The organism is Pseudomonas sp. (genome assembly GCF_040514055.1).
In the GTDB taxonomy this organism is placed as follows: Bacteria; Pseudomonadota; Gammaproteobacteria; order Pseudomonadales; family Pseudomonadaceae; genus Aquipseudomonas.
This window is the reverse complement of sequence record NZ_JBEVDL010000083.1, coordinates 1-26,670: the sequence shown is the minus strand read 5'-3', so window position 1 is coordinate 26,670 and position 26,670 is coordinate 1. Positions and strand designations below refer to the sequence as shown.

Annotated in this window: 20 protein-coding genes; 12 read left to right on the top strand and 8 right to left on the bottom strand. The window is 64.1% G+C overall.

The features are described from left to right. The first annotated feature begins 30 nt into the window (after positions 1-30). The 4 genes from ABWY06_RS22550 (at position 31) to ABWY06_RS22535 (ending at position 5,568) form a co-directional block, all read left to right on the top strand. Positions 31-438, top strand: coding sequence for a PaaI family thioesterase (locus tag ABWY06_RS22550; protein ID WP_353927829.1), 408 nt, complete (start codon positions 31-33; stop codon positions 436-438). 511 nt (positions 439-949) lie between these two features. Continuing rightward, on the top strand, positions 950-2,365 hold the full coding sequence (locus ABWY06_RS22545; protein WP_353927828.1) for a hypothetical protein: 1,416 nt from the start codon (positions 950-952) through the stop codon (positions 2,363-2,365). Positions 2,366-2,375: 10 nt separating this feature from the next. After that, entirely contained in the window at positions 2,376-4,454 is a 2,079-nt protein-coding gene (locus tag ABWY06_RS22540) for a LodA/GoxA family CTQ-dependent oxidase (RefSeq protein WP_353927827.1), read from the top strand. Beyond that, the gene (locus ABWY06_RS22535) at positions 4,447-5,568 is read left to right on the top strand and encodes a tryptophan 7-halogenase (RefSeq protein WP_353927826.1); all 1,122 of its coding nucleotides are present in this window, start codon (positions 4,447-4,449) and stop codon (positions 5,566-5,568) included. The genes ABWY06_RS22540 and ABWY06_RS22535 overlap by 8 nt, the downstream gene beginning before the upstream one ends. A 31-nt stretch (positions 5,569-5,599) precedes the next feature. Here ABWY06_RS22535 and ABWY06_RS22530 read toward each other — a convergent pair whose 3' ends face one another. After that, positions 5,600-6,454 (bottom strand): type 1 glutamine amidotransferase domain-containing protein, encoded by an 855-nt coding sequence (locus tag ABWY06_RS22530; RefSeq protein WP_353927825.1) that lies wholly within the window; start codon positions 6,452-6,454, stop codon positions 5,600-5,602. 200 nt (positions 6,455-6,654) lie between these two features. Between ABWY06_RS22530 and ABWY06_RS22525 the strand changes: the two genes are divergently transcribed. Further along, the gene (locus ABWY06_RS22525) at positions 6,655-7,575 is read left to right on the top strand and encodes a LysR family transcriptional regulator (RefSeq protein ID WP_353927824.1); all 921 of its coding nucleotides are present in this window, start codon (positions 6,655-6,657) and stop codon (positions 7,573-7,575) included. A 39-nt stretch (positions 7,576-7,614) separates the two neighbouring features. Here ABWY06_RS22525 and ABWY06_RS22520 read toward each other — a convergent pair whose 3' ends face one another. From ABWY06_RS22520 to ABWY06_RS22505, 4 genes are all read right to left on the bottom strand, one after another. Then, on the bottom strand, positions 7,615-9,000 hold the full coding sequence (locus ABWY06_RS22520; protein ID WP_353927823.1) for a S28 family serine protease: 1,386 nt from the start codon (positions 8,998-9,000) through the stop codon (positions 7,615-7,617). A gap of 295 nt (positions 9,001-9,295) precedes the next feature. Continuing rightward, positions 9,296-9,757 (bottom strand): hypothetical protein, encoded by a 462-nt coding sequence (locus tag ABWY06_RS22515; protein ID WP_353927822.1) that lies wholly within the window; start codon positions 9,755-9,757, stop codon positions 9,296-9,298. Between the two features lie 52 nt (positions 9,758-9,809). Next, positions 9,810-10,451, bottom strand: coding sequence for a LysE family translocator (locus ABWY06_RS22510; RefSeq protein ID WP_353927821.1), 642 nt, complete (start codon positions 10,449-10,451; stop codon positions 9,810-9,812). 309 nt (positions 10,452-10,760) lie between these two features. Further along, the gene (locus tag ABWY06_RS22505; RefSeq protein WP_353927957.1) at positions 10,761-11,642 is read right to left on the bottom strand and encodes an AraC family transcriptional regulator; all 882 of its coding nucleotides are present in this window, start codon (positions 11,640-11,642) and stop codon (positions 10,761-10,763) included. A 222-nt stretch (positions 11,643-11,864) separates the two neighbouring features. On the opposite strand from ABWY06_RS22505, the gene ABWY06_RS22500 reads away from it, so the two are divergent. The 6 genes from ABWY06_RS22500 (at position 11,865) to mmsB (ending at position 18,999) form a co-directional block, all read left to right on the top strand. Next, on the top strand, positions 11,865-13,358 hold the full coding sequence (locus ABWY06_RS22500) for a CoA-acylating methylmalonate-semialdehyde dehydrogenase (RefSeq protein WP_353927820.1): 1,494 nt from the start codon (positions 11,865-11,867) through the stop codon (positions 13,356-13,358). Between the two features lie 126 nt (positions 13,359-13,484). Then, positions 13,485-14,732 (top strand): ABC transporter substrate-binding protein, encoded by a 1,248-nt coding sequence (locus tag ABWY06_RS22495; protein ID WP_353927819.1) that lies wholly within the window; start codon positions 13,485-13,487, stop codon positions 14,730-14,732. Positions 14,733-14,738: 6 nt separating this feature from the next. Beyond that, the gene (locus ABWY06_RS22490; RefSeq protein ID WP_353927818.1) at positions 14,739-15,902 is read left to right on the top strand and encodes an isobutyryl-CoA dehydrogenase; all 1,164 of its coding nucleotides are present in this window, start codon (positions 14,739-14,741) and stop codon (positions 15,900-15,902) included. Positions 15,903-15,952: 50 nt separating this feature from the next. Then, positions 15,953-16,771: an enoyl-CoA hydratase gene (locus ABWY06_RS22485; protein ID WP_353927817.1), complete on the top strand. Its 819-nt coding sequence runs from the start codon at positions 15,953-15,955 to the stop codon at positions 16,769-16,771. Between the two features lie 52 nt (positions 16,772-16,823). Further along, positions 16,824-17,927 carry an enoyl-CoA hydratase/isomerase DspII gene (dspII, locus tag ABWY06_RS22480; protein ID WP_353927816.1) on the top strand — a complete coding sequence of 368 codons (1,104 nt, stop codon included), beginning with the start codon at positions 16,824-16,826 and terminating at the stop codon, positions 17,925-17,927. 130 nt (positions 17,928-18,057) lie between these two features. Continuing rightward, positions 18,058-18,999: a 3-hydroxyisobutyrate dehydrogenase gene (gene mmsB, locus ABWY06_RS22475; RefSeq protein ID WP_353927815.1), complete on the top strand. Its 942-nt coding sequence runs from the start codon at positions 18,058-18,060 to the stop codon at positions 18,997-18,999. Here mmsB and ABWY06_RS22470 read toward each other — a convergent pair. From ABWY06_RS22470 to ABWY06_RS22460, 3 genes are read right to left on the bottom strand one after another with little or no spacing between them, the layout of a single operon-like run. Further along, positions 18,949-20,301, bottom strand: a complete 1,353-nt coding sequence (locus tag ABWY06_RS22470; RefSeq protein ID WP_353927814.1) for an HlyD family type I secretion periplasmic adaptor subunit — start codon at positions 20,299-20,301, stop codon at positions 18,949-18,951. The two genes, mmsB and ABWY06_RS22470, sit on opposite strands and share 51 nt — an antisense overlap. Continuing rightward, a complete protein-coding gene (locus tag ABWY06_RS22465; protein ID WP_353927813.1) occupies positions 20,288-22,483 on the bottom strand; it encodes a type I secretion system permease/ATPase in 2,196 nt (731 codons plus the stop codon). Before ABWY06_RS22465 ends, ABWY06_RS22470 begins: the two co-directional genes overlap by 14 nt. 4 nt (positions 22,484-22,487) lie before the next feature. Beyond that, positions 22,488-23,843 (bottom strand): TolC family outer membrane protein, encoded by a 1,356-nt coding sequence (locus ABWY06_RS22460; protein WP_353927812.1) that lies wholly within the window; start codon positions 23,841-23,843, stop codon positions 22,488-22,490. A gap of 480 nt (positions 23,844-24,323) precedes the next feature. Here ABWY06_RS22460 and ABWY06_RS22455 point away from each other — a divergent pair. Next, a partial coding sequence (locus ABWY06_RS22455) for a retention module-containing protein (RefSeq protein ID WP_353927811.1) occupies positions 24,324-26,670 on the top strand: 2,347 nt, incomplete at its 3' end.

Here is a 26,670-nt window from a genome sequence, read left to right as displayed (position 1 = left end):
ACACTGGCCGCTCCTCAATGGAGCATCGCCATGGACACCGCACTGACCCGTGAGCGCCTGGAACAGGCGCTGCAACACTCGCCCTTCGCCCAATTGATCGGTTTCGAGCTCGATGCGTTCGCGCCCGGGCATATCGAGATGAGCATCCTGCCGCGCCAGGCCCTGACCCAGCACCATGGCTTCGTCCACGGCGCGGTGGTTGGTTTCATGATCGACAGCGCCTGCGCCTGGGCCGCCGCCTCGCTGGTCGGCGACGTGGTCACCTCCGAGTACAAGGTCAACCTGCTGGCCCCTGCCCTGGGCGACAAGCTGGTCTGCCGCAGCGATGTGATCAAGGCCGGCCAACGCCAGGTGGTGGTGCGCGCCGATGTGTTCGCCCTGCGCGAAGGTCAGGAAAAGATCATCGCCACCGGCCTGGCCACCATCGCCCGGGTTTAAGCCTGGCGCAAGGGCGCGGGCCGCTCAGCCCCGGGCCCGAAATTTCCCCATCGTTTTGTCCCACGGCCTGCTTGACGAGGTGCAATTGCCAGCTAGGTTTGACCTCAGGCAGGGACGCTGGATCGGATCGGGCCCCTGTCGCCAGAAGTTCCACCAACTCGTTGCAGGCGGCGCAGCCACTTCTGGGAAGTGCGCCTCTCGCCTCCCCTGGTGGAGTTCCGACCAGGCCGCCTACGCGGCATCTCGAGCACAGGCCCTACGACCTGCGCCGGTAAAGGACAGACAGCATGCAGGATTGCATCTTCGCCTTTCGTCTCGCCGCTCTACCCGTGCTTACCGCGAAGACTCCGCGCCTTCAGCGCCGCCGTGCCGCCCACGGAACATCCCCACCTCGACAGCTCGTCTGATTCCACGGCGAGCGCCAGTCCGTCACCCGGCGGACGGCCGCTCCCAGACAGCAGCGTCACAACCTGCCGCTGCCCTCGTTCCGTTGCCATGAGGAATGCACGTCATGCCTACGCGTCTTAATTGTGCCCGCCGCGTCAGCGGGCTGCTGCCAGCCCTGTTGCTCGCGGCCTGCAGCCCCACCGCCAGCACGCCCCCCGATTTACCGGCGCCGGTGCCGACCGCGGCCGTCGTTGCCACAGCGGCGGCGCCCGCCAGCAGTTGCGAGGCCCTGCCCGGCTGGTTTCCGAAGACACCCTTCCCCGACGGCAACGCCTTTCCGCTCAGCGGCACCCTGAACAACTGTGCCTTCCATCAGTGGGCCTATCAGATGTTCCTGTGGCTCGGTCAACCCAGCAGCGGCACCGACGGCGCGCCGCTGAACTTCGAGACCCTGGCCAGCCCGACCGCCCTGCTGCGCCCGGGTGGCCCCGGCGCCACGCCCTACCCGGGGCGGGCCGCCGGCGAGCAACCGCGCATCCTGGCGCGGGTCGCCAAATCCAGCCAGAGCGTGGATGCGAAGGATATTTTCCAGGCCGGGCCGGGCGCCCAGGTGCTGATCGACCAGGCGGGCAACGTCGTCTACTACACCGGCCTGCTGAATCAGGACTTCTGGAATTTCGTCACCGCCAACCAGCTCTACAGCCTCACCGGGCTCAAGGGCGTCGCGACCGGGCAGGATTTCCCGATCAATACCCTGGAGTTGAAACTGGCCTGGCGCGTCGCGGCGTTCCTCGACAGCAACGGCCAGCCGACCCAGACCTTTATCCCCAATGCCGCGCAGCACTTCCACACCGAGGAGCAAGCGGTGCCGGTGGTGACCCTGGTCAATGGCCAGATCAGCGACAACTCCGGCAAGACCCAGCGTGCCCAGCTGGCGCTGATCGGCATGCACGTGGTCGGGGTGGTCAAGGATCACCCCGAGTTCATCTGGGCCACCTTCGAGCACAAGGCCAATGCGCCGGATTGCAGCAAGGTGCCGGCCAGCGGCAGTGATCCGCTCAGTGGCCTGCCCTGGTCGCTGTACACGCCCAATAGCCCGCTGGCGATCCAGAACCAGTTCGATGTGAACAACCCGTTGCAGACGGTGAGCGTCTGCCGTCAGGTGCCCTTCGGCGGCGGCACCGCGGACAACATCGGCAATATCCAGAGCCTCAACGCCAGCGTCGCCAGCCAGCAATCGGGCAGCGTCTGGGCCAATTACCAGTTGGTCGGCGCCCAGTGGACCACCGGCAACGACGATATCCCGGGCGCCAACGGTGCAGCCATGGCACCGGGCAACCGCCAGATCGGCTCGCTGCAACTGGCCAATACCAGCATGGAAACCTTTACCCAGGATGCCAACTGTTTCGCCTGCCACAACGCCGGCGTGCACACGGTCACGGTCGGCACCTCCGGGCAAAGCGTCAGCGGCAAGCACCTTAACCTGTCGCACTTTATCGTCAACTACCAGGCCTGGCTGCAAGCCATGCCGAACCCCTGAGGCGCCGAGCATGAGCACCAGCAACTTCCGCATTCATCCCGCGATCGGCTTCGCCCGGGTCGGCAACAGCGCCGAGTTCTACCTGGAACCCACGACCCAGGCCGCCTTGCCGCTGCCGGGCGGCAGTGGCTCGACCACCGGTGGCCTGCCGGTCAAACCGGGCAGTGAAAACGACCCGGTCAGTTCCGCTGACCTGCGCGACGCCAGCGGCGCGTTGAAACGCCAGGCCGCCCGGTTCAAAATCTATGCCTACCCGGCCCAGGCCAGCGAAACCTATCCCATGGGCGTCGCCGGCACCGAGATCCGCATCGGCAGCAGCGTCGACGGCAAGACGGTCAGCGCCATTATCTGGACCGTACACCTGGCCAACAAGAAATCCAACTGGTACATCATTCCCGAAGACCTGGGCATCGATAACTACAAAAACGGCCTGGTGCCGCCCCTGCGCAACAAGGACACCGCGCCCTTCTCCAGCGACATCAATGACCCGCAACGCCTCGCCCAACTGGTGATCGACCCGGGGCCGCGCACCGTGCAGGGCGCCAATGCAGCGCCAGTGGCCTTCAACCAGGGCACCCTGGCCAGCAGTTGGGTGGATGGACAGGGCGTGGTGCGGTGGCCGAACTACCCGCAATCCTTCCCGGCCAATCACTTTGCCAATATGGACTGCCCCGACGGGCCGATCGACAGCCTCGGCGAGCTGCAAACCGACGCCTATGGCCGACTGATCGTGACCGGTGGCTATGGCCGCGCCTGCGGCATGCTCGACCCCGCGACCGGCCAACCCTATCCGCTGGGCAGCGATATCGACAACGACGGCTGGTTCGACGACGGCAGTGACGGCCCGGTCCATGCCGTGCTGCAGTTCAGCGACGGCAGCACCCAGGCGGTGCAGGGCCACGCCTGGGTCACCGCCACCGACCCGGCCTATGCCCCGCAAACCCTGAATGCCGTGTCGCTGTGGGATGACCTGCACGACGTCTGGGTTCGCCACTTGGCGCTGCAACCGAACCTGTTCAGCAATGGCGCGTACCAGACCAGTTATCAGCCCTCCTTCGCCGACGAGGTCTTTCCGATCTTTCGCAGCGCCGCCATGCAGCACTGGAACACCAACCTGAGCATCACCGGCGCCACCGCCCATGGCACGGTGGACGACATCCAGCCGACCGATGACCCGGCCAGCACCGTGCTGGGCGGTCTGGGTTTCATTCGCAATCCCAACCAGCCGGACCAATTGCAGAACGGCCGCCTGATGCCGCTGTCGCTGGGGGACGCCGGCCAGTCCTTCCTGGTGCTACGCAAGACCCAGTACTTCTACCTGAGCCAATGGAACGCCAAGGCCTACAGCCCGACGGCGACCTTGCCGCTTAACGAGGGCGAATACCTGGACAAGACCATGCTGGTCAATTGCCTGGGCGGGCGCTTCAGCCCCGGCATCGACCTGACGTTTATCGTCCGCGATCCGGCGCTCTATGTGCAGGACTGGCAAACCTCCGGCACCGGGCCCTTCCGCATTCAGCCCAAGCCGCTGGATTACAGCCAGGCCAGCACCGGCCAGGCGTTCCTCACTGCCGGGTACACGCCCAATATCCAGAACAATCCGCTGGGCGACAGCAGTCCCATCGACACCCTGCCCGGCAGCCCGGGCCTGGAGCCGGGCGATGCCTCCAAGTTCATGGCCCTGCCCTGGCACACCGACTACAACTCCTGCGCCACCCACCAACCGGATCCCCTGCCGGCGTTCAACAACACCCTCTACTGGTCCTGGCCGGCGCAGCGGCCAGTGGCGGTCTACGTGGCCAAGGACCTGACCGGCAGCACCCTGCCGGCGCAACGTTTCTCGGTGCGCGGCAGTGGCACCCAGACCCAGCCTTTCGACCCGTCCGAAGTGGGCCGCTACCAGGAGCGCATCGGCATGCTGGAGAACTGGCACAAGATTGGCATCGTGGTCCAGGGGTCGGCCATCGACCCGGCCCAGGGCGGCCCCTTCAGTGCCCAGTACTACCTGGAAGTGCAGAGCCAGCTGGATGACGGCGGCGACCCCGTGGTGCCCTGGCCCAACAGCGTGGCGCCGTCGAGCAATGCCTGAGGCGCCAGCGGCGCCTGTCCGCTGCCGGGTGGCCATCATCGGTGGCGGCCCGGCCGGCTGTGCCAGTGCCCTGGCGCTGGCGCAACGGGGCATCGATGGCGTGGTGATTGTCGAAGCCGGCGACTATGGGCGGCCGCGGGTGGGCGAAAGCCTGCCACCCGATATCCGCCTGCTGCTCGACCGCCTTGGCGTGTGGCCGGCCTTCCAGCAACAGGGCCATGAGCGCTGCCTGGGCAGCTGTTCGCTGTGGGGCAGCGACGTGCTGGGCCACAACGATTTTCTCGGCAACCCCCATGGCAGCGGCTGGCACCTGGACCGCCAGCGCTTCGAGCGCTGGCTCTGCGAGCAGGCACGTGCACGGGGCGCGACGCTGCTTAGCCGCAGCCGCCTGGGCGCGGTGACTGCCACAGCGGATGGCTACCGGGTGGTGTTGCACGGCCCCGAACGCCATGGTCACGAAGTGCGCGCCGACTACCTGATCGATGCCAGCGGCCAGCCGGCGCACCTTGCACGGCGGCTCGGCGCACGGAAACTCGAACTCGACCAGTTGATCAGTCTGCAGGGCTTCTTCAGCCGTCCAGCCGACACCGCCGCCAGCCGCCTGACCCTGCTCGAGGCCGTGGAATATGGCTGGTGGTACCGTGCCAGCCTGCCGGGCGAGCGCCTGTGCATCGCCCTGACCTGCGACCGGCCGAGCTTGCGCAGCCGGGGTGCGCGCGATTGGCGGCGCTGGTTGAACCTGCTCGCGGCCACTCGGCACTGTTCCCGCGACCTCCAGGGTCATGCCTTCCAGCCTGCGCAGATGATCCTCAGCACCGCCCCGTCCTGTCGACTGGAGCCCCTCATCGGCCCGCGCTGGTTGGCGGTGGGCGACGCCGCGGCCAGCTTCGACCCGTTAATGGCGCGGGGCGTGCACAAGGCACTGGAAGACGGGCTGGCCGCCGCCGGGGTGATCGCCGGCTGGATGCGGGACGATGACAGCGACGCCAGAACCTACGTGCAACAGGTCGAACAGCGTTATGACCAGTTCCGCCAGATGCGCAGTTATTTCTATGGCCAGGAACGCCGTTGGCCAGACTCACCGTTCTGGCTGGCGCGCCAGGCCCGCGTCTGAACGCGACCACCCGAGGTCACCCCGGGCTCGCTTATTTCAGGCGTTCCAGCAAGGCCTTGGCCACCGGCAGCGCCGAGGCCGGATTCTGCCCGGTGATCAGTTCACGGTCGACGACCATAAAGGGCGCCCACGCCGAGGCATTGCTGCCGTAGTGGCCGCCCGCCTGCTGCAGGGCCGTTTGCGGATAGAACTTCATCGTGCCACCGGCGAGCTGCGCCTTGGCCAGTTCCTCCTCCTGGTTGCTGATCACCGTCATGCGGTAGCCGGCATAGATCCAGTCAGAGGGTGCCTCGGCTCGCCCACTCTGCGCCAGCTGGCGCGTGAAGTCGTCGGCCTTCGCCAAGGTGGACAGCAGGGCGATCGGTCCGTGGCAAACCAGCGCGGTGGTCTTGCCCGCCGCGTGAAAGGCGCGCAGCAAGTTGCCCAGGGGCCGGCTCGTCAGCAGGTCCTGCATGGGCGCATGGCCACCCGGCACATAGACGGCGTCGAACTGCCCGTAGCCAATCTGCTCGACCCGCGACAGGCTGATCACCGGCGACTCGCTGGCCGAGATCAGTTTAAGGCGATCGAGCAATGCCTGGTGAGTGGCGAGGCTGGCCGCATCGTCCGCGAAATAGGCTGCGTCCACCGATGCCCGATCCAGGCTCGGGGCTTTGCCCAAGGGAGTGGCGAAGGTCAGCCGATGCCCGGCGTCCTGCAACAGCTTGACCGGCTGCATCAGCTCGTTCAGGTAAAAACCGGTGGAAAATAGCGGGCCATCGCGCAGCTCCAGCGCGCTGGCGTCCGACAGCACGACCAGCACATTGGCGGCCTGGGCGCCGCCGGCAGTTGCGGCGACGAGGGCAGTGGCGAGGGCCATGCGGCCTAGGGAGTTACGGGGGTTCATTTCGATTCCTTGATAGCGGGTAAGGTGTTTCCAGCTTCATTTAGCCAGCACCCAGTCACCATGCAGGCCCCGGATTCCCGCCTTCGCGGGAATGACGGTGAACTCACCATGGCGTGTGCGTGACCAGGGCCCAGTGTATTTACCGCTTTTACGGCTATAAACTCAGTTAATTGCAAATCACTTATTCTCCAGAGGCCAAGATGACGCGACGATTCGATCACTTGGGCGATATCGAGGCCTTTCTTGCTGCCGTGGAAAAAGGCTCGCTGAGCGCGGCCGCGGTGGCACTGGCGACCACCGCGTCGGTGCTCAGCCGGGCCATCACCCGGCTGGAAGCCCGTCTGGGTACCCAGTTGTTGCGGCGGACCACACGCCGTCTCAGCCTGACGGACGCCGGCCAGCTGTACCTGGAGCAGGCCCGCACCGCGTTCTCGCTGATCGAGGCGGCCGAACGACAAATCCAGGGCCAGGAGGGGCAACTCAGCGGCCGTGTGCGCCTGAGCGTACCGACCACTTACGGTCACTATCGGCTGCCAGCGCTGCTCGCCCACTTTACCCTGGAGTACCCGCGGATTCGCCTGGACGTCAGCATCAGCAATCGCAATGTCGATCTGGTGGACGAAGGCGTCGACCTGGCGATCCGCCTCGGCGCCTTGCCCGACAGCGGCCTGGTGGGACGTCGGCTGGAGGACGCACCGCTGTGCCTGGTCGCGGCACCGGCGTATCTGGCGCGCGCCGGTATGCCCGGGGACCTGGCCGCCCTGGCCGAGCATGCCTGCCTGCCCTTTGTAATGCCCAGCACCGGCAAGGTCGCTCCCTGGCTGTTCGGTGAGGGCGAACAGGCGGTGCAGTGGCTGCCCGGTGGCGCCGTGCAGGTTTTCGACGATGTATTGGCCACGGTCTCGCTGGCCGAGGCGGGGCTCGGCATCTGCCAGACCTATGAATTTATCGTCGCCGAGCGGATTCGCCAGGGCAGGCTGGTACGCGTGCTGCCGCAGCTCGAGGGTGGCTCGCGGCCCTTCTCGATCCTCTACGCGCCGCACCGGCAACTGTCCGCGGCAGCCCGCCGTTTGATCGATTTTATGCTGACCCAGACGTCCGCTCGGACGGGCGGGGAATAGACGCCGCACCGGAGTGACTCCGGTGCGGACGGTAAGGCTTTAGAGCGGTCGACGCAGACGGAACTCTTCGGACTCCTCGCCAATCGACTCGGGCTTGAGCATCATCGGCGGGGCAATAGGCTTGACCCCGGTCCATTGCTCCAGCATGCCGTAGGCCTGCTGCCGGTCCTGCTCGTTCAACGCCGGCAGGTCGGCGCCATGGTTGCCACCAGCGACCATAAAGGTCCGGGTGTTGCGCGCGGTGGAATTGGGCATGAAAAACGCCGCGGCCGTCCAGGGATCGATGTCGCCATAGATCATCATGGTGTTGGTGGTCGCCTGGGCGACGAAGTAGGCGATGTCCCACATCGCATTATGGTCGAAGCGCTGGCGCGGCCAGGCGCGTACATAGGCGCTGTAATCGTTCGGATCGTACTTCAACAGGTCGCGCAGGTGCTGGGTCAGCAGGCTCGGATAGCCGAGCTGAGTAATCGCCTGATAGAAGTAGGGCTCGTATTGCAGCAGACCTGCGTCGTCCATGGACGATAACGGTCCCCAGGCCACCATGAAGTCGAACAGTTCCTTGTCGCTGGCGGCACTGGCGGGAATTTTCGCGCAGTTGGCCAGGTCGCCATACTGGAAGAACTGGAAGTACAGCTCACCGACGGTGAGATCCAGCACCCGGTCCAGCGGCATGCTGAAGGTCTTGCTGTTTTCGACCGCGTAGTTCTGGATATAGGCCTTCATGGTCTCGCGACGGGTCAGCAGTTGCCGCTGGTACTGCTTGAGGTCATTGCGGCAGGCCGCGGAGCCGACGTTTTCCTGGAACAGCGAGTAGCGTACGTCCAGGCGGCCGAAACTTTGCGGGGCCACGTTGGCCAGGGTGCCATCGACGTCATTGGGGTAGAAACGCCGGTGGTACATGGCGGTCATGCCGCCTTTGCTCGCGCCGCTGGAAATCCATTTACCGCTGTAGAAGGGACGAATTGCCTGGACGATACGGTGATGGTCGGCGGCCGCCTGCTCAATGGTCAGGTAGCGCCAGTCCTGGGGCACTGGGGTCGACTCGGCGAAATAGCGGTGTTCGACCTTCAGCTGGCTGGCACCCAATACCCGGGTCAGGGCGTAACGATAGGTATTGACCGGGATATCGTAACCGTTGGTGGCCAGCACCATCGGGGCCGCGGCCGACCTGTGCAGCAGGACCATGCGTTGCTTGAAGGTCCCACGGGACGGGTTGCGGTGATCGATCGGCTGCTCGTAACGCAACAGCAGGTAGCGATAGTCGGTGGGCGGGTTTCGCAGTTCCTCGACTTCCATGCCGGGCACGGACTGCAGGTACTCCAGTATGCCGTCCGAAGGGTCCGGCGCGGCCTGGCTGACAGAGGCGAAGAACAGGGAACCGATCAGGGCGAGGAAAAACGAGTACGGCTTTCTTGTAAGCATCCTTGATAACCTTTTTGAGGTGATGTCCGTATCCAAGCACGCAGCAGCCTTTATCAGCCTGCGTTGGCAAACCCGTCGGCCCCTTGCGGGTCGACCAGGCCGCGTGGCTACTCCCTGCCTGGAGTCCAGTGAGACACCCTGGGTAAGGGGGTCTGGCTTCCGTGCACCCGAAGGCGCGGCAGGAGCATAGACGAGGATCCTGTCCGTGCAGCCAATACTTTGGATAAGCGTCCAGGCCCCATGGCGCCGCTGGCCATGCCGGGCCGCGGCCCAGCAGTGGCCGCCAATCGAGTCGTTATGGGGCCGGGGCCGCCGCCAAGGGTGGCGCCGTTAGCCTGAAGTGGCGACGGGTGGCGGCCAGCGGCACGCCGAACAGCAGGGCGAATGCGGTATTGAAGACCGCGTTTTGCCAGAACCCACTGGCGATCGAGAACAATGTATCGGGCAGGTACCAGGCCAACAACGGCAGCGCTAGCAGCGTCCAGGCAAAGGAGTCGCCGCGACGAAACGGCCCCCTCAGGATCAGCAGCATGGCCAGGCCCCAACCGAACAACACCGCGCCCAGTATGGCGTGCAGCAGTTGGATATAGGCATTGGCATCGCCGCCAAAACGGCTCTCGATGGCCCCTGGCGTGGCATACAGCAGCAGGCTGAAAAACTGCCGGATCAGACTGGGGGTCAGTAGCATGCTCAGGCCGAACAGCATCACGCCGACGATGGCAGCCAATAACCAGCGGTACCAGAAAAGCGGAATCATGCAGGGCTCCTCGAGGATCGAACAAAAATAGCGGCGGGACGACCTGCCCACCTCAACCGAATGTGCGGCGCAGGGTCAGCAAGCCGACCCCAAAAGAGATAAACACCGTCCCTACCGCGCGGTTCAACCAAGTGCTGAAAGACCCGCGCCGCAACAGACGGCGAGCCCGCGCGGCAACCGAGGCATAACCAAGCAAGGTAACAAAGGACAGCCCCATAAAAATGCCCGTCAGGGCAAAAAACTGCGGCATCAACGGCGATTGCGCCTGAATGAACTGGGGAAACAGCGCGGTGAAAAACAAGATGGGTTTGGGGTTGAAGGCCGCAATCAGAAAGGCTTCGCGAAACAACCGATAGCGGCTGGGCACCCGCGGCACGGCCTCAGGCTCAGGGTTGTGACCCAACACCGAGGCGCGCCCGAACAAATGTCGCCAACCGATGTAAAACAGGTACAGCGCACCGAGAATTTTCACCAGGCCAAACAGCAACGCCGACGACTTGAGCAGCAAGCCCAACCCCAGCATGGCAGCGGCGGACAAACAGAAGAGCGCCGATATATTGCCCAGGGATGACCAGACCACCGAGCGCACGCCAAAACTCATGCCGTTGCGCAAGGCCAGCAGCATGGCCGGTCCGGGACTGAGAATGGCCAGGGCGGCAACGGCCGTGTACGCCAGCAGGGTATCGGGATTCATGGATCACAGGTCCTGGCCAGGTTGAACCACGACACGATGCGCGAGCCCGCCTGGCTTTGTCCAGCAGCAGAATCACGACCGTTCAGGGCCTGTGGACACTAGTCAAAGGCGCAGCCGTGCGCACAATCTCCACAGGCCCTAGCACGTTCGCAGCCGCGCCTGGGCACCGTGCATTCATGTGCATGCACTGAACGGGCATGCGCCTGTTGGCACTCATTTTTCACCGCCAGTCCATCGCCCATGAGCCAGTTCGATTACCAGCAGGTCGATGTATTCAGCCAGACTCCACTGATGGCCCCCCTTCAGCCACTATCCCCGGTGCAAGGCCCGGTAATGGCTGGGCGCCATGCCGACGACCTGACGGAACAGCCGGGAGAAGTAATAGACATCCTCATACCCCAGCTGCTCGGCGACCTGCCGGACCGCCTGACCGCCTTCGTCCAGCAGGCGGCAGGCATGGGCCATTTTCAGCTGGATAAAAGCCTGAATCGGCGCTTGCCCGGTCAGGTCGCGGTAAGTCTTGGCGAAGTGGAACCGCGACAAGTTGAACTGCGCCGCCAGTTGATCCAGGTTCAGCGCACCATGCAGATGGGCACGCATCACCGCCTGCACCGCCTGCACATCCAGGCTGCGTCCAGACTTGAGCTGCGCCCTGACCGGCAGCACCGCCAGGGACGCCAGCAAGGTCTGCAACTGCAGGGCGGCATGGATGAAATGCGGTAACGACAGCCCTTGGCGGCGCACCCCGAGCAGGGCATCGAATTCAGCCAGCAGCCGTGGCAGCACACCGATCCGCCAGCGCGGCCCACGGCCCAGCGGCTGCAACAGGACGTCGCACAGTGTGCCCGCGAAATGCACCCAGTACAGCGTCCAGGGTGAGTCGGGGTCCGCGCCGTAGGCATGGGCGCGGCCCTTGGGCAGCAGCACCAGGTCGCCGCCCCCGATCTGCAGTCGCCCCTCGTCGGTCTGCACCCAGCCCTGGCCGGCGCGACAATAGAGCAGCAGATGATCCTCGGGCGCCGGGCGGTGCATACGATGACCCACCGCCTCGGGGTAGAAGCCCAAGGCCAGGGGGTAACAGCCGGCCGCCACCGGATGCTGCGACAAGTCACGGCGCAACAGCGGCGCTGTGATAAAGCGCACGCCTTGGGGTGGCAAGGGCCAGTTGGAGGTTTCCACCGATTCGCTTATGGCATTTCTCCATCCCAGGGTAACACCTGGGCGAAGTCACCCGGCCGTACAACCTCGGCATGCACAGCCTACTGGCTAATAGACAGCAATTGAGGGGCGGCAGCGAGCATGGATGACCAAGCACTAAATCACAAGATAATCCATCCACTGACCAAGATCGTCAATCCACAGCAGCGCGGCCAACCGGTATAAACGATAAAAACCCAGCGAACGGAGGGTGCGATGACCAAGGTACTGCCGCAATTGATCAACGGTGAGTGGAGCGAAAGCCGCTCGCGGGAATGGATCGACGTGACCGACCCCGCCACCCAGCACGTGTTGGCGCGGGCGCCGAAAGCCACCCCTGAAGAAATCGAAGCGGCCATCGCCAGTGCCAAGAACGCCTTCCTCAGCTGGCGTGAAGTACCGATTTCCGAGCGTGCGCGGTTGATGCTGCGCTACCAGCACCTGCTCAAGGAGCACCATGACGAGCTGGCCGAGATCCTCGCCCGGGAAACCGGCAAAACCCTGGCCGATGCCAAAGGCGACGTCTGGCGTGGCATCGAGGTGGTCGAGCACGCGGCGAACGTGGCCAGCCTGATGATGGGCGAGACCATGGAGAACGTCGCCCGTGAAATCGACACCGCCAGTTGGATGCAACCCTTGGGCGTATGCGTGGGTATCACCCCCTTCAACTTTCCGGCGATGATTCCACTGTGGATGTTTCCGCTGGCCATCGCCTGCGGCAACACCTTTATCCTCAAGCCCTCAGAGCAGGACCCACTGACACCCAACCGCCTGGCCGAACTGTTTATCGAGGCCGGCGCGCCCGCGGGGGTGCTGCAGGTCCTGCACGGCGCGCGCGAACAAGTGGATGCGCTGCTGACCCATCCGGATATCCGTGCCATTTCCTTCGTCGGTTCGGTCCCGGTCGGCCAGCATGTCTACCGCACCGGCACCGCCCACCTGAAGCGGGTGCAGGCCTTTGCCGGAGCCAAGAATCACATGGTGATCATGCCCGACGCGCACAAGGACCAAGTGCTGAGCAACCTGATCGGTGCCAGCTGCGGCGCCGCAGGCCAGCGCTGCATGGCGATCAGCACCGCGGTCTTCGTCGGCGACTCGCGCGCCTGGATCGACGAACTGGCCAGCCAGATGGCCGAACTGCGCCCGGGTCACTGGCAGGATCCCCAGGCGGCCTATGGGCCATTGATCAGCCCGCAGGCCAAACAGCGCGTGCTGCACTTGATTGCCGCCGGCAAGGCCGAAGGCGCCGAGTGCCTGGTGGACGGTTCCCATTGCACCGTGGCTGGCTATCCGGACGGCAACTGGCTGGGCCCGACCTTGTTCCGGGGCGTGACCCCGACCATGAGCCTGTATCGCGAGGAAATCTTCGGCCCGGTACTGATCTGTCTGGAAGTGGAGACGCTGGAACAGGCCATCGCTTTGGTCAACAACAACCCCTACGGCAACGGCACCAGCCTGTTTACCCGCTCCGGCGGCGCGGCGCGGCAGTTCCAGCATGCAGTGGAAGTGGGCCAGGTCGGCATCAACGTGCCGATTCCAGTGCCGTTGCCGTTCTTCTCCTTCACCGGCTGGAAGGGCTCCTTCTATGGCGACCTGCATGCCTATGGCAAACAGGCGGTGCGTTTCTACAGCGAGACTAAAACGGTGACCAGCCGCTGGTTCGACGATGCCCCAGTCAGCGGACCGAACATGACTATCCAGTTGAAATAAGCCCGTGACGCCAGCGCTGACGGAATCGAGGTGCGACAAGACGCACAGTACGACCAAAAGAGGATGCCGCAGCGCGGCGCGGCGGCGTACAAGTTCTCCTTTCCAAAAACAACAAGGAGAGCACCCATGAAACGACAGACCCTGGCCCTGGTTCTCTGGCTCGGTTTGAACGCCGGTGCCCTGGCTGCCGAGCCTATTACCCTGGGCCTCAATTACCCGCGCACCGGTAACTACAAGGAGGAAGGCGTGGCCCAGATGCGCGGTGCGCTGCTAGCCATCGACGAGCTCAATGCCCAGGGCGGCGTGCTCGGCCGGCCGCTGCGGCTGGCCAGCCGCGACAGCGCCTCGCGCCCGGAAAAAGCCGTGCGCAATGTCGACAAACTGGCCGATGAAGGCGCGGTCATGCTCTTTGGCGGCGCCTCCAGCGCGGTGGCCATCGCCGCCGGCAACCGCGCCAAAGAGCGTGGCCTGCTGTACTTCGGCACCCTGACCTATTCCAACGACACCACCGGCAAGGACGGCCACCGCTACATGTTCCGCGAGTGCAACAACGCCTGGATGAGCGCCCGCGTGCTTGGCCAGTACCTGAACAAGACCCTGCCGAATAAAAACTACTTTTACGTCACCGCCGACTATACCTGGGGCACCACCACCGAAAGCTCGTTGCGCCAGACCACCCACAGCCAGGACAGCAGTCGCCATCCGGGGCTCAAGGTGCCCTTCCCTGGCGCGCACCTGGCGGATTTTCAGCAGGCGCTGGATCAGGCCGCGAACAGCCAGGCCGATGTGCTGGTGCTGGTGCTGTTCGGCGAGGACTTGGTGCGCGCCATGGGCATCGCCGAGAAACTCGGGCTGAACAAACGCCTGCAGATCGTGGCGCCGAACCTTACGCAAAGCATCATCGAGCAGGCTGGCCCCGGCCTGATGGCCGGCGTGATCGGCACCGAACCCTGGACTTGGCGCGTACCGGCCCTGGAAAAATCGACCGAGGGCCAGGCCTTCGTGAAAAACTACAGCGAGCGTTACCAGGGCTACCCCTCCAGCTCCGCCGCCTCTGCCTACAGCATCGTCTACCAATGGGCCGACGCGGCGAAGCGCAGCAACAGCCTGGACAGCGAAGCCCTGATCAAGGCGCTGGAAGGCCACAGCTACAGCCTGCTCAAGGGCCGCCAGGAATGGCGAGCGTTCGACCACCAGAACGTGCAGACCGTCTACGCGGTGAAGGTCAAACCCCGCGGCGAAGTGATGAAAGACCCGTTCAAGCAGGACTATTTTGAAATAGTCGATCGTATGGAAGGCGCCCAGGCCGCACCCAGTCTGGACGAATGGCATAGCGAACGCCGTGCCGCCGCGAAATCCACCTTATTACAGTGAGGGTTTATGAACTTCGAACTCAGTGATGAACAACGCCTGCTCGTCGACAGTGCCAGGGCGTTTGCCACCCGTGAGCTGGCGCCCCATGCCGCCGACTGGGACCGCGACCACCACTTTCCGCTGGAGGTGATCCGCCAGGCTGCCGACCAGGGGTATCTGGCGCTCTATATCGACGAAGCCGACGGTGGCCTCGGGCTGTCGCGCCTGTCGGCCTCGCTGATCTTCGAACAGCTGTCGGCCGGCTGCGTGGCCACCACCGCGTTCCTGACCATTCACAACATGGCCAGCTGGATGCTTGCCAGCTTCGCCGACCAGGCGCTCAAGGACAGCTGGCTGCCGCGCCTGATCAGCGGCGAGCTGCTGGCGTCCTACTGCCTGACCGAGCCAGATGCCGGCTCCGACGCCGCGCACCTGCGTACCCGGGCACGCCTGGAGGATGACCACTACGTCATCGACGGCAGCAAGTGTTTCATTTCCGGCGCCGGCTCGACCGATGTGCTGATCGTCATGGCCCGTACCGGCGACGAGGGGGCCAAGGGCATCTCCTGCTTCCTGGTACCGGCCGACGCGCCCGGGGTCAAATACGGCCGCAACGAACTGAAGATGGGCTGGCGCGCCCAGCCCACCCGCTCCATCACCTTCGAAGGCGTGCGTATTCCCGCCGGCAATCGCATCGGCCCAGCGGGACAGGGGTTTGTCTATGCGATGAAGGGCCTGGACGGCGGCCGCATCAATATCGCCAGTTGCTCCCTGGGTGCCGCCCAGGCGGCCCTGGAACAGTCCCTGCGCTACGTCGAGGAGCGCAAGCAATTCGGCAAGCCGCTGGCCAGCTTCCAGGCCTTGCAGTTCAAGCTGGCGGACATGCTCACCCAACTGACCGCCAGCCGGCAGATGGTGCGCCTGGCGGCGCACAAGGTCGATCACCAGCACCCGGAAGCCAGCCTGTACTGCGCCATGGCCAAACGCTTCGCCACCGACCAATGTTTTGAGCTGTGCAACGAAGCCCTGCAACTTCATGGCGGTTACGGCTATCTGAATGATTACCCACTCGAGCGCTGGGTGCGCGACAGCCGCGTGCACCAGATCCTCGAGGGCACCAATGAAATCATGCGGGTGATTATCGCCCGCCGCCTGCTGGACCAAGGCGGCATGCTCGATCGGCTGCTGTAGACGCTGATGTACCTATCCAATCGCTGCGCCCGCCGCCAAAGAGGACCCTTATGAGCCACGCCGTGGAAGCCTATCAGCCCGGTCTGTTCGACCTGACCCACAAACTGACGGTGGAGAAACACGGGCACACCGCCCTGCTGACCATCGATCATCCACCGGCCAACACCTGGGACCGCGACTCGCTGATCGGCCTCAAGCAACTGGTCGAACACCTCAACCGTGACGATGAAATCTATGCCCTGGTGATCACCGGCCAGGGCGGCAAGTTTTTCAGCGCCGGGGCCGACCTCAACCTGTTCGCCGATGGCGACAAGGCCCGCGCCCGGGAAATGGCCCAGCGCTTCGGCGAAGCCTTCGAGGCCCTGCGCGATTTTCGCGGCGTCTCGATCGCCGCCATCAACGGCTACGCCATGGGCGGCGGCCTGGAATGCGCCCTGGCGTGCGACATTCGCATCGCCGAACGCCAGGCCCAGATGGCCCTGCCGGAAGCCACGGTCGGACTGCTGCCCTGTGCCGGCGGCACCCAGGCCTTACCCTGGCTGATTGGCGAAGGCTGGGCCAAACGCATGATCCTCTGTGGCGAACGGGTCGACGCCGAAACCGCGTTGCGCATCGGTCTGGTCGAACAGGTGGTCGACAGCGGCGAAGCGCGCGGCCATGCCCTGTTGCTGGCGGCCAAGGTCGCGCGCCAGAGCCCGGTGGCGGTACGCACCATCAAACCGCTGCTGCAAGGTGCGCGCGAGCGTGGCCCCAATAGCTGGCTGCCCCGCGAGCGGGAATGTTTCGTCGACCTGTTCGATGCCGACGACACCCGCGAGGGGGTCAATGCCTTTCTGGAAAAACGCGACCCACAGTGGCGCAACAAGTAGCTGGCGGCGCGCGTGCGCCGCGTCCGTCCGTCCGTCCGATTCGGGGTTGCCAATGAACGTCACCTTTGAAGAAATCCCCTGCGCCAATGGCTTCCGGGTCGGCATCGCCAGCCTGGCCGCGCCGCAGAGCCTGAATGCCCTCAGCCTGCCGATGATCGAAGCACTCGATGCGCGGCTGGCGGCCTGGGCCCAGGACCCGAACATCGTCTGCGTGCTGCTGCGCGGTGAAGGGGCCAAGGCCTTCTGCGCCGGCGGCGACGTGCGCACCCTGGCGCAACATTGCCTGCAGCAACCTGGCGAAGTACCGGCCTTGGCGACCCGTTTTTTCGCCGACGAGTACCGCCTCGACCATCGCCTGCACACCTACCCGAAGCCGCTGATCTGCTGGGCTCATGGTTATGTGTTGGGCGGCGGCCTGGGCCTGATGCAGGGTGCCGCGATCCGTATCGTCACCCCGAGCAGTCGGCTGTCGATGCCGGAAATGAATATCGGCCTGTATCCGGATGTCGGTGGCAGCTGGTTCCTCGCGCGCCTGCCCGGCCGCATGGGCCTGTTTCTGGGACTGACCGCCAGCCAGATCAACGCCAACGACGCCCTGCAGCTGGACCTGGCCGACCGCTTCCTGCTCGACGAGCAGCAGGACGCCTTGCTCGCGGGCCTGGTGCAGTTGAACTGGCAGGAGCAGACCGCCGTGCAACTCAACAGCCTGCTCAAGGCCCTGGAGCACGAAGCGCTCCCGCAGCTGCCCGAGGCCCAGTGGATGCCGCGCAAGGCGCAGATCGACAGGCTGCTCGACGTCGCCGACCTGCCCAGCGCCTGGCGCGCCCTCGCCGCCTTGCAGGGCAGTGAGGACAGCCTGCTGGCTCGCGCCGGCAAGACCCTGGCCGAAGGCTGCCCGCTGACCGCGCACCTGATCTGGCAACAGATCCATCGCGCCCGCCACCTGTCGCTCGCCGAGGTATTTCGCATGGAGTACGCGATGAGCCTGAACTGCTGTCGTCACCCCGAGTTCCCCGAAGGGGTGCGGGCGCGCCTGATCGACAAGGACCATGCCCCGCGCTGGCACTGGCCGGATGTGGCCAGCCTGCCGGAGGCGGTGATCGAGGCGCACTTCGCCCCCACCTGGGACGGGCCGCACCCCTTGGCCGAGCTCTGACGCAATCCGGGCGCCGGCGCGCCCACGGCTGGCCCGAGAAAGGCACGGTTCTACACTGGGCTCACCCACGGCGGCCTGCCTGCAGGGTACAGGCCACCCTCAATCGACGCTTTATGCGAGGAAAACAACAATGAAAAGCATCGCGTTTATCGGTCTCGGCCATATGGGCTTGCCCATGGCCCGCAACCTGCTCAAGGCCGGCTTCGAACTGAGCGTCTTCGATTTGCAGCCCGACGCCATCGACAGCCTGGCGGCAGAGGGCGCGCGTGCCGCGACCGACGCCCGTGACGCTGTGCTGGGCGCCGAGGTGGTGATCAGCATGCTGCCCGCCAGCCGCCATGTCGAGGAGCTGTACCTGGGCGAAAATGGTCTGCTGGCGTTTATCCAGGCCGGCAGCCTGGTGCTGGAGTGTTCCACCATCGCCCCGGCCTCGGCGCGTACGGTGCATGCCGCCGCAGCCCTGCTGGGTGTCGAATTGCTGGACGCGCCGGTATCCGGGGGCACGGCCGGGGCCGCCGCCGGGACCCTGACCTTTATGGTGGGCGGCGAGGTCGCGGCACTGGACCGCGCGCGACCGTTGCTGGACATCATGGGCAGCAATATCTTTCATGCCGGCCCCGACGGCGCGGGTCAGGTGGCGAAGATCTGCAACAACCAACTGCTGGCCGTGCAGATGATCGGCACTGCCGAAGCCATGGCCCTGGGCGTGGCCAATGGCCTGGAGCCGAAGATCCTGGCCGAGATCATGCGCCAGAGTTCAGGTGGTAACTGGGTGCTGGAACGCTATAACCCCTGGCCCGGGGTGATGGCCAACGCCCCGGCCTCACGGGACTACAGCGGAGGTTTTATGGCGGCGCTGATGGCCAAGGACCTCGGCCTGGCCCAGGAAGCCGCCCAGGCCAGCGCCAGCCAGTCCCCCATGGGTAATCTGGCGCTGCGTATCTACGGTGAACTGCTGCAACAGGGTCATGGCCAGCTGGACTTTTCCGCGGTGCAGAAACTCTACAGTCCCGGCGCCGGTTCAGCGCTCGCGCAACGCCTCGGCACGGCCGCGAATGATGGGCTTGAGTAGATAGCTGAGGATACTTTTCTTGCCGGTGATGATATCCACCGAAGCGACCATGCCGGGAATGATCAACAGGGGGCTCTGTGCCGTGCCCAGGTGGCTTTTTTCGGTCCGCAGCTTGATCAGATAGAAGCTGTTGCCATCCTCGTCCGTGGTGGTATCGGCGCTGATTTGCTCAAGCTTGGCCGACAAGCCGCCGTAGATGGTGTAATCGTAGGCGGTGAACTTCACCATCGCCTCCTGCCCGGGATGCAGAAAAGCAATGTCCTGGGGACGGATCTGCGCTTCCACCAGCAGGTTTTCGCCCAGCGGCACGATTTCCACCAGGTCGCTGCCCGGCTGGATCACGCCGCCGATGGTATTGACCAACAACTGCTTGACGATGCCGCGCACCGGTGATGAGACCAGCGTGCGGTTGACCCGATCCTCCAACGCCTTGCCGCTGGCCTCGGTCTTGCTCAGGTCGGTACGGGCCTCGTTCAGCTCGGTCAAGGCTTCGCTGCGAAAGCGCCCGCGGGTTTCGTCGATCTTGCGTTCGACTTCCTTGATGGCGGACTCGGCACGGGGGATCGTCAGGGTAATGGCCTGCAACTGCCCGCGATTCTCCACCTGAGCACGCTTGAGCCGCAGCACCTCGACCTGGGAAATCGCCCCTTCGGCCACCAGCGGCTCGGACATGCGAATTTCCTGGTCGAGCAATGCCAGGCTGCTGCGGTACTGCTCGCGGTTGGAGGCGAATTCGCGCAGCTCCTGCTGGCGCTGGATCAGTTGCTCCTGCAAGCCCGCCACCTCGTCGAGCCACTGCTGACGGCGGCTGTTGAACAGCGCCCGCTCGCTGTCGGCCAGGCCAGGCGCCTTGGCCCGTAGCTCTTCAGGGACGTTCAATTCGCGCTGTTCGATCTCGGCACTGAGGCGTTCGATGCGCAGCAGCAAGGACAGCCGATCGGCCTCGGTCTCGCCGACATTCGAGGCGAAGCGCGTATCGTCCAGGCGCAGCAAGGGCGCGCCTGCCTCGACCATCTGCCCCTCGCGGACGAACAGCTCGGTGACGATACCGCCTTCGAGGTTCTGGATTTTTTGCAGCTTGGTCGAGGGAATGGCCTTGCCCACGCCGCGAGTGACCTCCTCGACCACCGCGAAATGCGCCCACACCAACAGAAAAATCACAAACCCGAGCATGGCCCAGATGGTCAGGCGCACCACCCGTGGCGCGTCCTCGATCAACGCCTTGCTGACCTCGGGCAAGGGTTGGGCGTTCTGCTCGTCGCGGCCGGCGAAATAGGCTTTCAAGGCATTAATCACGGACACTGACCTGCCCCTTTTTCAGCGCGGCCATGACCGACTGCTTGGGTCCGTCGGCAATGATCCGTCCCTTGTCGATGATCACCAGTCGATCCACCAGGCTGAGCATCGAGGCCCGGTGGGTGACCAACAGCAAGGTTTTGTCGGTCAAGTAACGCGACAGCTGCTGCTTCAGGCGGTCCTCACCGGCGTTATCCATGGCGCTGGTCGGTTCGTCCAGCAGCAGGATAGGCGGATCCAGCAGCAACGCCCGAGCCAGGGCGACGTTCTGCCGCTGGCCGCCGGACAGCTGCTGGCCGCGCTCGCCCACCTGCAGATCGTAGCCCTGGGGATGCAGGCGAACGAACTCGTGCACGCCGGCCAGTTCGGCGGCGCGCAGCACGGTTTCATCCTCGACATAACGCGCGCCAGTCACCAGGTTGTCACGCAGGGTGCCGCTGAACAGCTGGATATCCTGGGGCACATAGCCGATGTTGTGCCGCAGGTCCGAAACATCCATCTGGCGGATATCGACATCGTCCACCAACACGCTGCCGGCGCTGGGCTGGTAAAGCCCGACCAGCAACTTGGCCAGAGAGCTCTTGCCTGAACCGCTGCGGCCGACTATGCCGATCTTCTCGCCGGGGCGGATGGCGATATTGATATCGTTGAGCGAGGCCATGGGTTGCCCGGGGTAGCTGAAGTCGACCCCACGCAGCTCCACCGAGCCTTGCAGGCTCTGGCGCTTGAGCGGCTGTTTGTCCTGATGGCGCTCCTGCGGCAGGCCCATCATCTGGTCCACGTTGACCATGGTCAGGCGCGCCTGCTGGTAGCGGGTGACCAGGCCCGACAGCTGGCCCAGCGGCGCCAGCGCCCGACTGGTGAGCATATAGCAGGCGATCAGGCCGCCGACGCTCAGCTCGCTGTCCAGGATCAGGTAAACCCCGACCACTATCACCACCACCCCGGCCATTTGCTGCAGCAGCTGGGTCAGGTTCATCGCCAGGGTGGACAGCAGCTTGGCACGCAATTCCAGGCGGCTGAGGGTGCCGATGGTCTGTTCCCACAGGTGCTGACGCTCGCTCTCGGCGTTGTTCACCTTGACCGCGTCCAGTCCGCCCAGGGTTTCGATCAGCGTCGACTGGCGCTCGCCGGCCAGTACCAGGGTGCGATTGATGGTCTCGGCCAGGGGTTTTTGTAATGCCCAGCTGAGCAGCAGGGTCAACGGGAAAGCCAGCACCGCGACCCACACCAGTGGCCCGCCGAGTACCCCGATCACCACCAGGATCAGCAGTGTGAACGGCAGGTCGATCAGGCTGGTCAGGGTCAACGACGAGAGGAAGTCGCGTAGCGCCTGGAACTCGTGGATGTTCTGCGCAAAGTTGCCGACCCGTGCCGGTCGACCGCGCATGTCCATGCCGATGATCCGTTCGAACAAGGTGGCGGAAACGATCAGGTCAGTTTTCTTGCCGGCCAGGTCGAGGCACAGCGCCCGTAAGGTTTTCAAAATCAGGTCGAAGATAAAGGCCCCGGAAATACCCAGGGCCAGCACCCAGAGTGTTGCTTCGGCCTGGTTGGGTACCACCCGGTCATAGACGTTCATCACGAACAATGGTGTAGCCAGCGCGATAAGGTTGATCAGCAGGCTGGCCGCCACGGCATCGGCGTACAACCAGCGCGAGAGCTTCAGCGTGTCGCGGAACCAGGCCTGGGTCCGGGGTATCAGCCGCTGATGCCCCAAATCGAAGCGATGGCGCGGTTGGGCGAAGAACACCAGCCCCGCGTAATCCTGCTCCAGGGTCGCACGGGAAACCCGCACCTCACCGCCTTCGGTCTCGCTGGGCATCAGGCGCGCCAGGCCCGCCTCGTCCCAGCCCAGCAACAGCGCACAACGGCCGTCGCGCAACAGCAATAACGCCGGCATGGCGATCTGCGGGATACGGGCCAGCACCCGTTTCATCAGGCGCCCCTGCAGCCCCACCCGCTCCGCGGCGCGCGGCAGCAGTTCGGCACTCAAGCGTTGCTCGGGAAGCGGCAGGCCAGCCGTCAGCAAGGCACGGCTGGCCGCCTTGCCGTGCAGCGCACAGAGCATCAGCAAGCTGTCCAGCAGGGGATCGTCATGCCAGCCGCGCGGATCATTGCGCTCTACATTGGGCGTGGGATCCAGGGGACTGGGCGCGAGACCTTCTGTGTCGGGCGGCAAACTCATTGGCTCACTTCAGTCCTGGCAAGGCCACCCGGGTGCGAACCTCGCTCATTGCATTGGAGGCCAGCGGCGCGACCACCGACTGGCTCTTGAGCAGTGCACCGGTCACCGCCTTGATACGATACTGGGTGAACAGCTCCAGGTAGGTCAATTCGGTCAGGCGCCGCTGAGCGGTAAACAGCTCGTTTTCACTGTCCAGTACGTCGAGCAAGGTGCGCTCGCTGAGGCTGAACTGCTTCTGGTAACCGTTGCGTACCCGAACACTGTAGTCGGCATATTGCCGAGCCACCGGCACCTGCTGGCGGGCATTGCCCAGTGCGTTCCAGGCCAGGCCCAGTTCCTCGTTGAGGGTCCGTAGCGCATTGTTGCGAATATCCAGCGCCTCGTTGATCTGGTAGGACTTGGCTTCCAGATCGGCTTTGTTGCTGCCGCCGCTGAAGAGGTTGTAACGCATGCGCAGCATGGCCTGCCACTCGTTGGAGTGTGCATCGACCCCATCAATGTTGTTGTCGGCGTTGCGTGACAACTCGGCGTCGAAGCGGGGATAGAAGGTCGATTTCGCCGCATCGTACTGCTGCTCGGTGGCGACCACATCGGATTCGGCCGAACGCAGCACCGGACTGTTCTCGAGCAGTTCACGACGCGCGTCCGCCAGGCTTTCCGGTAACTGCCCTGCCAGGCCTGCCGGAGGCTCCAATTGATCGGCTTCCTCTCCGACCACGCTGAAATAGTTGGTGCGGGCGTCCGCCAGGTTGGTCTGCTCGGTGATCAGGTTGTTCTTGGCCTGGGCCAGACGGGCTTCGGCCTGATCGAGGTCGGCCAGGCGGCCCACACCCCGCTCGCTGCGCAAGGTGATCTGATCGTAAATCCGCTCGTGGCTGCTCAGGTTGTCTTGCGCCAGGCGCACCAGTTCGTCGCGCTTAAGCACGTCCAGGTACACCTGGACCACGTCCAGCGCGGTGCGTTCGGCGGTGCCTTTCAGGCTGAACGCCCGGGCATTGACCGTGGCTTCCTGACGCCCCACCTCACTGGCCGTGGCGAAACCATCGAAGACCATCTGCTGCAGACGAATGCTCGATTCGCTGCGATTGAGGTTCTGCCAATGATCGCTGCCACCGGCGGCACGAGTGGAGGTGTCATCGGTGCCTTCGCGCCCGTAACCGGCGAGTACGTCCACTTTCGGCAGGTAGCCGCCACGGGCAGCCTTGAGTTGTTGATCGGCGGCCAGACGGCTGTGCATGCCCGCCTGGATTTCAGGATGGGTGTCCAGAGCCTTTTGGATAGCGGCTTGCAGGTTCTGTGCATGGGTTTGAACACTGAAGGACAACGCGAAAGGCAACAATGACAAAAAACGAAAACGCATACTCAGGTTCCTTGTGGTAATTCAGGTCTGTTTCAGCCATGCCGACAAGTGTGTTTGTGGACGTTGCTCGCAATCGCGCCTATGCATGCTTCCGGACGTCCGTAGGCAACCCGGGTTGAGCGGTCCGAGTCCACCCGTATGCCTGGCGCAATCGTCTGGCCGATTGGCCTCGCACAAGGTAGTCCCATATGGGATGCAACGGAGCCTGGGGCAAAGAAAATTCCGCGATGACCGTATATCAGGCGCTTCGCTGCGCCCAGTGATGTCGAAGTGACATTGCCGAGGTGATTGTTTAGGATATAAGTTAACAGGTCAAGACTTTGACCCTTTATTACGTGAAGCGATAAAAAGACATAATTTTGACGTCAACCTTTCTTTAGGTTGGAATCGTCTAGTCTTGGTTGCGCATCAAAATTCACTGGCCTGAGCTGCATTTATCCGCAGTAGGGACATTCAGCATTTGCCCTCGGAGCGCCACCCATGAATCAGGTCGTCGGGATCGTCAAAAGCATAATCGGTCAGGTGTTCGCGGTATCGGCCGAAGGCATCCGGCGCCTGCTGATCGAGGGTGATCGCATTTTCCTGGGCGAGCAGGTCGTCACCGGCGCCGACAGCATGATCAGCGTCGAGCTGGCCGATGGCCGCACCCTCGACCTGGGACGCGACAGCCAATGGTCCGCCTCCGAGGACAGCCAAGGGGTCACGCCTCCGACGGCAGACACGCTGCAAAGCGTCGCACAGACCCAGGCCGCCATTGCCGCCGGCGCCGACCCGACGGCCACCCTTGCCCCGACGGCGGCAGGCCCGGGTGCAGGTGGTGGCGGTGCTGGCAATGGCGGAGGCAGTAACAGCTTCGTGCTGCTGGATGCCACCGCCGGCAACGTCGACCCGACTATCGGCTACGAGACCGAAGGCCTGGCCTTCGCCAGTGAAAGCAGCGACGAACGCGATGGCGCCGACCCTGCGGTTCAGGCCGCCAACACCGCGCCGACCGCCGCGGACCAAAGCCTGGTGACCGACGAAGACCTGGCGATCGCGGGTCGAGTCCTGGCCAGTGACGCCGACGGCGACAGCCTCAGTTATGCCTTGGTCGGTGCGCCAAGCAATGGCACGCTGCAACTCGACACCAGCACCGGCGGCTTTATCTATACCCCGAATGCCGACTTCAACGGCGATGACAGCTTTACGCTGTCCATCAGCGACGGCCAAGGCGGGGTAACCCAAAGCCAGGTCACTGTCACGGTCAACCCGGCCAACGATGTGCCGCTGGCCGTCAATGACAACGTACAACTGCTGGAAGACCAAGTATTCAGCGGTACCCTGGCAGGCAACGACCGCCCTTCGGTGGATGGTGGCAATCGCTGGGCATTGAACACACCGGCCGCCAACGGCACTGTGGTGGTCAACCCCGACGGCACCTTCAGCTACAGCCCGAACCCCAACTTCAATGGGACGGACAGCTTTACCTATACGCTGACCGACGCCAGCGGCGATGTCAGCATCGCCACCGTGACCCTGAATGTCGGCGCTCAGGACGATACACCGGTGGCGGTCGACGATGCGGTGCAGGCCACCCAGGCGCAGATCGTGTCTGGCAACCTGGCGGGCAATGACAATCCGTCGGCAGATGGCGGCAATCTTTGGACGCTGAACACTTCGGCGGCCAACGGCACGGTGGTGGTCAATCCCAACGGCACCTTTAGCTACACCCCGAACCCGAATTTTTCCGGGTCGGACAGTTTCACCTATAACCTTACCGACGCCGACGGTGACGTCAGCACAGCGACAGTCACCATTGTGGTGAACCCAGGCCTACCGCCGGTTGTGACCAATACTCCACCGTCCGCCGTGGCCGACAGCGCCAGCACTGACGAAAACACACCAGTGACCGTCAATGTGCTGAACAACGACAGCGACCCCGATGGCGACACCCTGACCGTGACCGGCGCCAGTGCGGCCACCGGCACGGTGGTGGTCAACCCCAACGGCACCCTGAGCTATACACCCAGCACCGGCTTTACCGGCAACGACACCATCACCTACAGCGTCAGCGACGGCAAAGGCGGCACCGCCAGCAGCACGGTCACCGTGACTGTTAATCCAGGCACTCCGCCGAACGACCTGCCAGTGGCGGTGGCCGATACCCTCCAAGCCACCGAAGACCAGGTGCTTAACGGCTCCCTGGCAACCAACGACACCCCGTCCGCCGATGGCGGCAACATCTGGGCCCTGGGCACGCAAGCCAGTAACGGCACCGTGATCGTTAACAGTGACGGCACCTTCACCTACACCCCCAACGCCAACTACAACGGTGCGGATAGCTTTACCTATAGCCTTACCGACGCCAATGGCGATATCAGCACCGCGACCGTGACGGTCAATGTGGCTCCGGTCAATGATCTGCCCGTAGCAGTAGCGGACAGCGTCCAGGCCACCGAAGATCAGGTGTTGAACGGTAATCTGGCCGGCAACGACACCCCGTCCGCCGATGGCGGTAACGTCTGGGCCCTGGGCACCCAGGCGTCCAACGGCATCGTCGTGGTGAATGCCGACGGCACTTTCACCTACACCCCCAACGCCAACTACAACGGTGCGGATAGCTTTACCTATAGCCTTACCGACGCCAATGGCGACGTCAGCACCGCAACGGTCACCGTCAATGTGGCTGCTGTAAATGACCTGCCGGTAGCGGTAGCCGATACGGTGCAAGCGACTGAAGACCAGGTGCTTAACGGCACCCTGGCCGGCAACGACACGCCTTCGGCTGACGGCGGTAATATCTGGGCCCTGGGCACCCAGGCGTCCAACGGCACCGTGATCGTTAACA